Genomic DNA, 7,570 nt, shown 5'->3' with positions numbered 1-7,570 from the left:
CTGTGGTTTGATCCAACAGAAACGTATGCTACATTATCCATTGTTACTTCATTGCTTGCAACAACCGCTCCGGTTCTTCGCCGCCATTCGCCGCGCGCATACAATGTGCCGTCAATGGCAACTGAAATTATTTGATTCCGCCCGGCAGAAACAGCGTTAATATTTTCCGCCATCTTTTGCGGCGTATAAATATGCTCACCTGAATCGGCGCAAATTTGTCCCCAGCGATTGTCGCCCCAGCCCCACAATGTTCCATCACGAGTGAGTGCCGTTCTCGCCCAACCTGCGGAAACATAGACGACATCTGTTTTAATAAGCTGCGGCATAACGTCATCAAATGTGTTTCTATAATTTTGCCGCCACAGCCAAAGTATATCATCGGTGCAAATAACATATCCGTTCGACACCATGACGGCATTGTCCATTAACCGCACTCTATCGTCTTTGTTATCATAGATGTTGCGAAACCCATCATCCCAAGTTTGACCCCATACATACAATGCGCCATCATCAGTAGCTACCCAAACGCGATTTGAGTCTGCCGAAAAATTTGCAACGCCGTCCATCAACAAGCGGTGTTCTATGTATGGCTCTCGTTGTTCATTTTCACCCCAAGACGACCGTAGCCATGCATCGGGATTACAGCCGCTGACATCTGCGCCCCAACCCCAAAGTTCGCCGTTCTCCAGTAAGACAAAAGAACTGCTTTCACCGGCATGGATTTGCTTTACTTGAGACAGTTGCGCTGCCTTTGACGGCTCTGCCTCTGCCGCAAACATCGGCGAACACCCATCTACCTCCTCGATAATATGACACGCGGCAAAAAAGCCGACCGCAAACAAACACAACGCAAATAATATTATCATCGCAAAGCGTTTCATAAATGATCCTCGCACTATTAAACCTCTAACTCTAATCCGTCAAAGGCAATGTCATATCCATGCTGTTTACTAAATGCAGCAAACTCATCATGAGGCAATGTGCCCTCATGGGATATATGTGACGCAAAGATTTTTGTGCCGTCATTGATAATATGCCGTTTCTTCATTTCTTGTATGGCAGCGATAAAGCTGTCTGTATTCAGATGGTCGTTTGCCTTTACCTGCCCGTATGTGTGGTCTAGCACAACGACATCCAAGGAAATACCGTTGTCCGAGAGATATTTCAAAGTGTCTTCTCTCAGTGATTTCTCATCGGCATCTATACCATAAAACAGTCGCCGAGAATTGTCATTGACCAGCCAAAGATATGAGCCGTCGTTGACGTCGTGCGCCGAATAGAGTGCTGTTACCAAGTAACGACCGCACTTAAATTCTTCACCATGATTAACGCCGGTGACATTTAGACTTAACCGACTTTGCCATTCCGGCGCAAATAAATTCACCCCATCCCATGCTGTTTTGCCTGCTTTTTCTGACATACGCTGTATACATTTTGACGAGGCATAAAGCGATAAGGGTTGAATATTTTGGGTAGCAAACTCATCCATCCGCGTAATCAAATGGCCCGGGCTAAAATGGTCGAAATGAGAATGCGTTTGTAGCCAATGACGAATTTTTGTCGTATCAACATTATGCATATACGACGCCGACGCTAAGTCTTCATTCATATCGATAAGTAAATTTTCGTTGATAAGCAGCGACGCGCGTTTCCTTAAATCTTTGCCGCCCGATTTTCTTGCCTTAGCACATAAGATACAGTTACAAAACGGCAACGGATTCGAGTACGCCGCCGACGTTCCCAAAAACTTTATTTTCAACAGCTCACCTCCGAATGGCGCTCGCCCTGCACACTTACACTAAATTATACGCCAATTGCGTGGTACAATATTTGCACTCAACAACCTCATCAAAAGCCACGACTGTGTTAGCACTGCATCCGGGGCAGGAGATTGTTTTATGTCGCGGTATTGCGTCCCCTCTTTGTACGCCTTCCGTGTGGGCTGCTTTTAATTTTTGCTCAACTTTGCGAGCATCGGTGGCCGGGCGCTCAATGCGCCGTTTCTCTCGATTGATCTGCACGTCGTACAATAGTCCTGCCATCACCAGTTGCGGCAACTCTTCCATAATTTGTTCGGACGACACCTTTGTCATCTGCGCAATAATGTCAATATTACGCTCATCACCGCCCGAAATGAATATCATGTACTGTTTGTAGCGTTTGGCGCGTTTGCGTTTTGGGCGCGCCAACGCGATCAGTATCACGCCCGGCACACCAAAAACAAACGCCGCAACAAGCATCTCAGGCTCGCCGGTAATCGCCATGAGTAAGTACAACGCACCGAAACACGCCAGCAAAATGCCCCACGTTTGCATGGCCCTGCCCTGCTTTAGTTTAGGCGAATTCATCATATTACACGCCCCCTCTAAATGCCTGGATAACTGCCGCTGTCAACTCTTCAATCTCGCCGTCAGCAGCTTCCACACCGCTCATAACAAAATCTTCCAGTTCGCCAACTTTGCCCGCCACGGCGTTATCTGCCGCACTGATCCCTTTGATTTCCAGTGACTGGATCTGCGCATGCAGGGCTTTCAGCTGCATTTCAAATTTCCTGCCTTGCGGCGACTGCATGAGTTTGAAGATACGCTTGCCGCATTTTTGTGTAAAAACGTGGTCGGCTTCGGGGTTATAATTGCTGCTGTCGGCCATTATGGTGGCGAAGCCCACAATGACCAGCGCAATCAGCGCAATCGCGATGATGAGCAATTGCATCAGTGTCAGCCAATTTAAGTTGTCGGCAAGCAAACCGGCAAACGGCGTGAATACTAGGGTTGCCAAGAAGTATGCCATCAACACGGCACTCACGCCCGAGCGCGTGATAGTCCTGCCGTTAACACTACCCATAACGGCAATGCCGCCGAAACAAACAATCTGTGATGCCCACAAAAACAAGAATGCCCGCTCAAAACCCGCGTTATTGCCTAAGTCAAGCAAGAAGTAAGCCGCCGTGGTAAAGCCGATGATGATAAGGCCAACAATGACCGCTACGCCGCTGCGCATTTTCATAATAATGTCCTCCTAAGATATAAAGCTTATCGCATTATATCACATTGTTCGCCGACGTGCAATGCGCATTTCTGCAAGACGCCTTTTGACAAATCCCACTGCGCCATCTATAATAGCACCATGATAAAGGTATCCTTCGACAACGAAAACATTACCGTCAACGCCCAACGCGGCGCAACGGCACTCGACGCCGCACGACAAGGCGGCGTATATTTAGCGTCACCCTGCGGAGGCAATGGCACTTGTGGCAAATGCCAAGTTGCCATCAACGGCGAAACTGTATTGGCTTGCTGCACGCCATTGTCGTGCGACTGTATTATTTCTACATCGGCGACAGCTGACCAAACCTTGCAAATTGTTTCAAGCGGGCACAGCACAGCACATGCGCTAAACCCGCATTATAACAACGGCTACGGGCTGGTCGTCGATATCGGCACAACGACACTGGTTGTATCATTGTGCGATTTGGCAACGGGCACCAAAGTCGCCACTGAAAGCTTGCTCAACCCGCAAACACAATATGCACAAGATGTGATTTCACGCATACAGTTTGCGGGACAAAACGATGGATTGAGTGCTTTGCATACAACACTGACTAAGAGCTTAAATGCTGCTATAGCACGCTTAACAGCACAAATCGGCATTGCACCGCGCGATATTAAGGACGCGATATACAGCGGCAATACCGTCATGCTGCACCTTGCTGTGGGCGCAGACCCTACACCGTTGGGCAAATATCCATATACACCCAACATTACGGGCGGCTGTTACTTTCCCGCAAGGAAACTAAATATTGGTGGCGAGATTTATATGCCGCCGATTGTTTCACCCTTTGTCGGGGCAGATATTGCTTGCGGTATTTTGGCATGCGACCTGACACAAACGACGGCGACAACGTTGTTTATCGATATCGGCACAAATGGCGAGATGGTGCTGGCAAAAGACGGCAACCTGGTGGCCACATCCACAGCCGCAGGGCCTGCCTTTGAGGGCATGAATATCTCGCAAGGCAAACGGGCAAGTATCGGCGCAATCGAGCGATTCGCTTTCAACGACGATGACACAATTACTATTGAAACAATTGGCAATACCGATGCCAACGGTATCTGCGGCAGCGGATTGTTAGATATTGTCGCCGCGCTTGTGCGAACAGGTCGCGTAGACAGCACAGGGCGATTCTCCGACAAGTCCAACGCCTTTACCATTACACCTCATGTGTCCCTCACACAGGGCGATATTCGGCAAGTGCAGCTCGCCAAAGGCGCGATTCGCGCCGGCATTGATGCCATGCTGGATCGCTTGTCCCTTACGCCGCAGGATATTGAGCGCGTCGAAATCGCTGGCTCGTTCGGCTACCATGTAAGTGAGCGAAGTTTGTTACAACTAAAAATGTTGCCCGCGGCATTCGCAGGCAAGATATATTTTGTAGGCAATACATCGCAATCGGGTGGCATGGCATTGTTGCTCAACACCGATTTGCGACGTGATGTGGAACGAATGGTGCAAGAGGTTAAACACATTGATTTTGGGAATGACGAGGCGTTTGACGATCTTTTTGTCGAGAACTTGGGGTTCTAGACGCTCCCCGGCTCATAAGTAAAGCCCTCACCATGCACATCCGTCACAGTGTTGGTAATCATAAACGCCTCTTTGTCATATTTGTCAACCACTGCCTGCAACTGGCGGTAATCGCTGTGATGCAATGTTATCATCAGCACTTGAACAGGCGTTTTATTGTACGCGCCGACAGCGGGCAAAATAGTTACACCGCGCCCGATATCATGCAGGATATCGTTGGTGATTTCTTCGTGTTTATCACTGATGATATACACGATTTTCTTTTTCTTCATGCCCGTTTCGATATAATGCATAACCCATGATGTCAAGAAAATACTAAACACGGCATAGAAGAATGCTTCAATACTAAACACCAACAAGCAGAGCGTAACGACAATGCCGTCGGCGATAAACAGTCCAACTGAAGTGTTAAGTCCAAAATACTTTTTCAAAATTAAAGGAATGACTATCGTGCCACCGCTCGACGCATTATTTTTATACAATATCGACACGGCAACGGCGAAAATTACACTACCAATCATCGTTGACAACATAACGTCCTCAATGACCATGTAGTGTGGCACAAGCCATACGCCTAACGGCAGCAGTGACGCACCGATAGCTGTTTTTAGGAACACTTCTCTGCCCAAAAAAATCAGCGTGGCAACAATCACGATGCCATTACCGATGAGAATGATCATCGAGCGGTCTAACTTAAACAACTCCTCTAAAATAATGGCAAGCCCTGTCAGTCCGCCTGCCGCAATGTTATGTGGGCCGAGAAACAAGTTGATGCCGGCGGAGATTAAAGCAATGGAAAAGACGATTGCTAAGAGTTTTTTTAACCAGTTTAACATATAAATACATCCTTATCATGTACAATTATCGCGCACGGCACAGGTGGCGGGCAAACACAGTTCGCCTTTACACGCCTATTCTACCATACAGAGAGGTAAATATGCAACTTACCTTTGTTTACATACCACTTGACAAAAAAAACTTGCGCGTTTGGCAAAAATGTGCGATACTGTTTTTTGCCCTCTTGTCAAAAACATAAAACCATGACAAATGTCACTATCGACACATACAATCTTCGGCTATACTTATGGAATACAACATAAACTTTCACATGAATTAACATTATGTACGGAGGAATCTATGCAACCAATTATCGAAGTACAAAACTTCACTAAACGTTACGGCAAGTTTACTGCCGTAGACGACATCAGCTTTACAGTCGATGAGGGCAGCATTTTTGCCTTTCTCGGGCCAAACGGCGCGGGCAAGTCGACAACAATCAATACACTCTGCACCATTTTTGACAAGACTGAGGGTAGCCTAACCATCAACGGTAAGGATGTTACCACGCAGAAAAACGAGGTTCGCTCCACCATCGGCGTCGTATTTCAAGACAACACGCTGGATACCAAGATGACCGTCGAGGAAAATCTCAGAATGCACTGCGTTTTTTACAAAGTGCCCAAATGCGAGGTTGAAGAACGGATACGATTCGTATTGGAATTGGTCGACTTGCTTGAAGTACGCAAAAAAACGGTATCGGCACTTTCAGGCGGCATGAAACGGCGTGTGGAGATTGCGCGCGGGCTGATTCACTATCCCAAAGTGTTATTTTTGGACGAGCCGACGACAGGGCTTGACCCGCAAACCCGTGCCCATGTGTGGGAATACGTCCTGCGGCTGCAAAAAGAGAAGAATATCACCATCTTTTTGACCACGCACTATATGGATGAAGCTGAGGTCTGCAACAAGGTTGCTATCATGGACCACGGCAAAATCATTGCACACGACACGCCATTTGGGCTGAAAAAGCAATACACCAAAGACCGCGCCTATATCACCACCAAAAACCCTCCGGCATTGGAGGCATTGTTGGACACGCGAGGCATTCATTATGTCAAAAAAGAAAAATTCCATCGCGTAGATGTTGACAGCACGCCCGGCATCTTGCAAGTGCTGGCCGAATGCAACGCCGATATTACCGACATTGAAATCCGTAAAGGGACATTAAATGACGTATTTCTCGAAATCACAGGGCGCGAAATACGGGAAGGAGAGCCAACATGAGCATAATTTTTGCTTTGTGGAAGCGCAATATGCGCGCCTTTTTGCGCAACAAGCCGGCACTGATTTTTAACTTGGTTTTTCCGTTTTTCTTCCTGTTCATCTTCGGCAACATGTTCCGCACACTGCTCGGCGACGGCTCGGAAACCTATATGCTGGCTGGTATTATTATCGCTACTGTCTTTGAATCATCATTCCGCATCAGCAGCACAACCATCGACGATATGACGTCCGGCTTCATGAAAGAAGTGCTTGTTTCGCCCATCTCGCGACTAAATATCGCCGCCGGGCAATTTGTGTCCTCAGCAACGATTTCAGCATTCCAAGGCTTGATGATTTTTGTTGCCGGCTTTGCCATCGGCATGCGCGTTTCATCGCCTCTAACCGTTGTTTGGGCGATTCTCGCCATGGTTTTCATCGGATTGCTATTCTCAGGCTTCGGACTGTTTATCGCCAGCAAGGCCAAGAATTTGCAAACCTTCCAAGCCGTTACGATGGCACTCACCATGCCCTTGATGTTCCTGTCGGGCGCATACTTGCCCACCATTGGACTGCCGAACTTGCTGCGCAATATCGCGGCGTTTAACCCCTTGACTTATGCTGTCAATATCTTCCGCACCATTGTCATGGAACGGTTTACCGCACCGACATATGAGTTGGTCAACGAAACATTGGCGGCTAACATAGGAGGTACAGTGGTAAACGAGCAATACGTAATCGGTGACGTAATACACGAGGTCAGATACATCACCGGCGGTGTAAATATCGGTATGTTGGCCTCCATTGGCATTTTGTTGGCATTCGGATTGATATTTCTTACACTTTCGACAATCGCCTTTGCGCGGGTTGATTTCTCTAAGATGAACCGTAATGTAAAGGACAGCATTGAACTGTAAAGGAAAAGCATCGATATTAACAAAAGACC

General features: G+C 47.6%; 8 protein-coding genes. 3 read left to right on the top strand and 5 right to left on the bottom strand.

The genetic code is table 11. The features are described 5' to 3' along the window. The 4 genes from FWE06_00670 to FWE06_00655 form a co-directional block, all read right to left on the bottom strand. Nucleotides 1-881: hypothetical protein (locus FWE06_00670; protein ID MCL2545694.1), on the bottom strand; the 881-nt coding region annotated here is incomplete at its 3' end. 17 nt (nt 882-898) lie between these two features. Then, the gene (locus tag FWE06_00665; GenBank protein ID MCL2545693.1) at nt 899-1,759 is read right to left on the bottom strand and encodes an MBL fold metallo-hydrolase; all 861 of its coding nucleotides are present in this window, start codon (nt 1,757-1,759) and stop codon (nt 899-901) included. Nucleotides 1,760-1,793: 34 nt separating this feature from the next. Beyond that, on the bottom strand, nt 1,794-2,351 hold the full coding sequence (locus FWE06_00660) for a hypothetical protein (GenBank protein ID MCL2545692.1): 558 nt from the start codon (nt 2,349-2,351) through the stop codon (nt 1,794-1,796). Nucleotide 2,352: 1 nt separating this feature from the next. Further along, on the bottom strand, nt 2,353-3,006 hold the full coding sequence (locus tag FWE06_00655) for a hypothetical protein (protein ID MCL2545691.1): 654 nt from the start codon (nt 3,004-3,006) through the stop codon (nt 2,353-2,355). 120 nt (nt 3,007-3,126) lie between these two features. On the opposite strand from FWE06_00655, the gene FWE06_00650 reads away from it, so the two are divergent. Beyond that, nucleotides 3,127-4,584: an ASKHA domain-containing protein gene (locus FWE06_00650; GenBank protein ID MCL2545690.1), complete on the top strand. Its 1,458-nt coding sequence runs from the start codon at nt 3,127-3,129 to the stop codon at nt 4,582-4,584. On the opposite strand, the gene FWE06_00645 is transcribed toward FWE06_00650, so the two are convergent. Beyond that, complete coding sequence (locus FWE06_00645; GenBank protein MCL2545689.1) at nt 4,581-5,420, bottom strand: YitT family protein; 840 nt, start codon at nt 5,418-5,420, stop codon at nt 4,581-4,583. The two genes, FWE06_00650 and FWE06_00645, sit on opposite strands and share 4 nt — an antisense overlap. A 301-nt stretch (nt 5,421-5,721) precedes the next feature. Here FWE06_00645 and FWE06_00640 point away from each other — a divergent pair, with 301 nt between their 5' ends. Both FWE06_00640 and FWE06_00635 read left to right on the top strand, forming a co-directional pair. Then, complete coding sequence (locus FWE06_00640; GenBank protein ID MCL2545688.1) at nt 5,722-6,648, top strand: ABC transporter ATP-binding protein; 927 nt, start codon at nt 5,722-5,724, stop codon at nt 6,646-6,648. Beyond that, nucleotides 6,645-7,541: an ABC transporter permease gene (locus FWE06_00635; GenBank protein ID MCL2545687.1), complete on the top strand. Its 897-nt coding sequence runs from the start codon at nt 6,645-6,647 to the stop codon at nt 7,539-7,541. The genes FWE06_00640 and FWE06_00635 overlap by 4 nt, the downstream gene beginning before the upstream one ends. The last annotated feature ends 29 nt before the right edge of the window (nt 7,542-7,570 follow it).

Source organism: Oscillospiraceae bacterium (assembly GCA_009780275.1).
Lineage (GTDB): Bacteria > Bacillota > Clostridia > Oscillospirales > UBA929 > WRAI01.
This window is presented reverse-complemented; position numbering and strand designations above follow the sequence as displayed.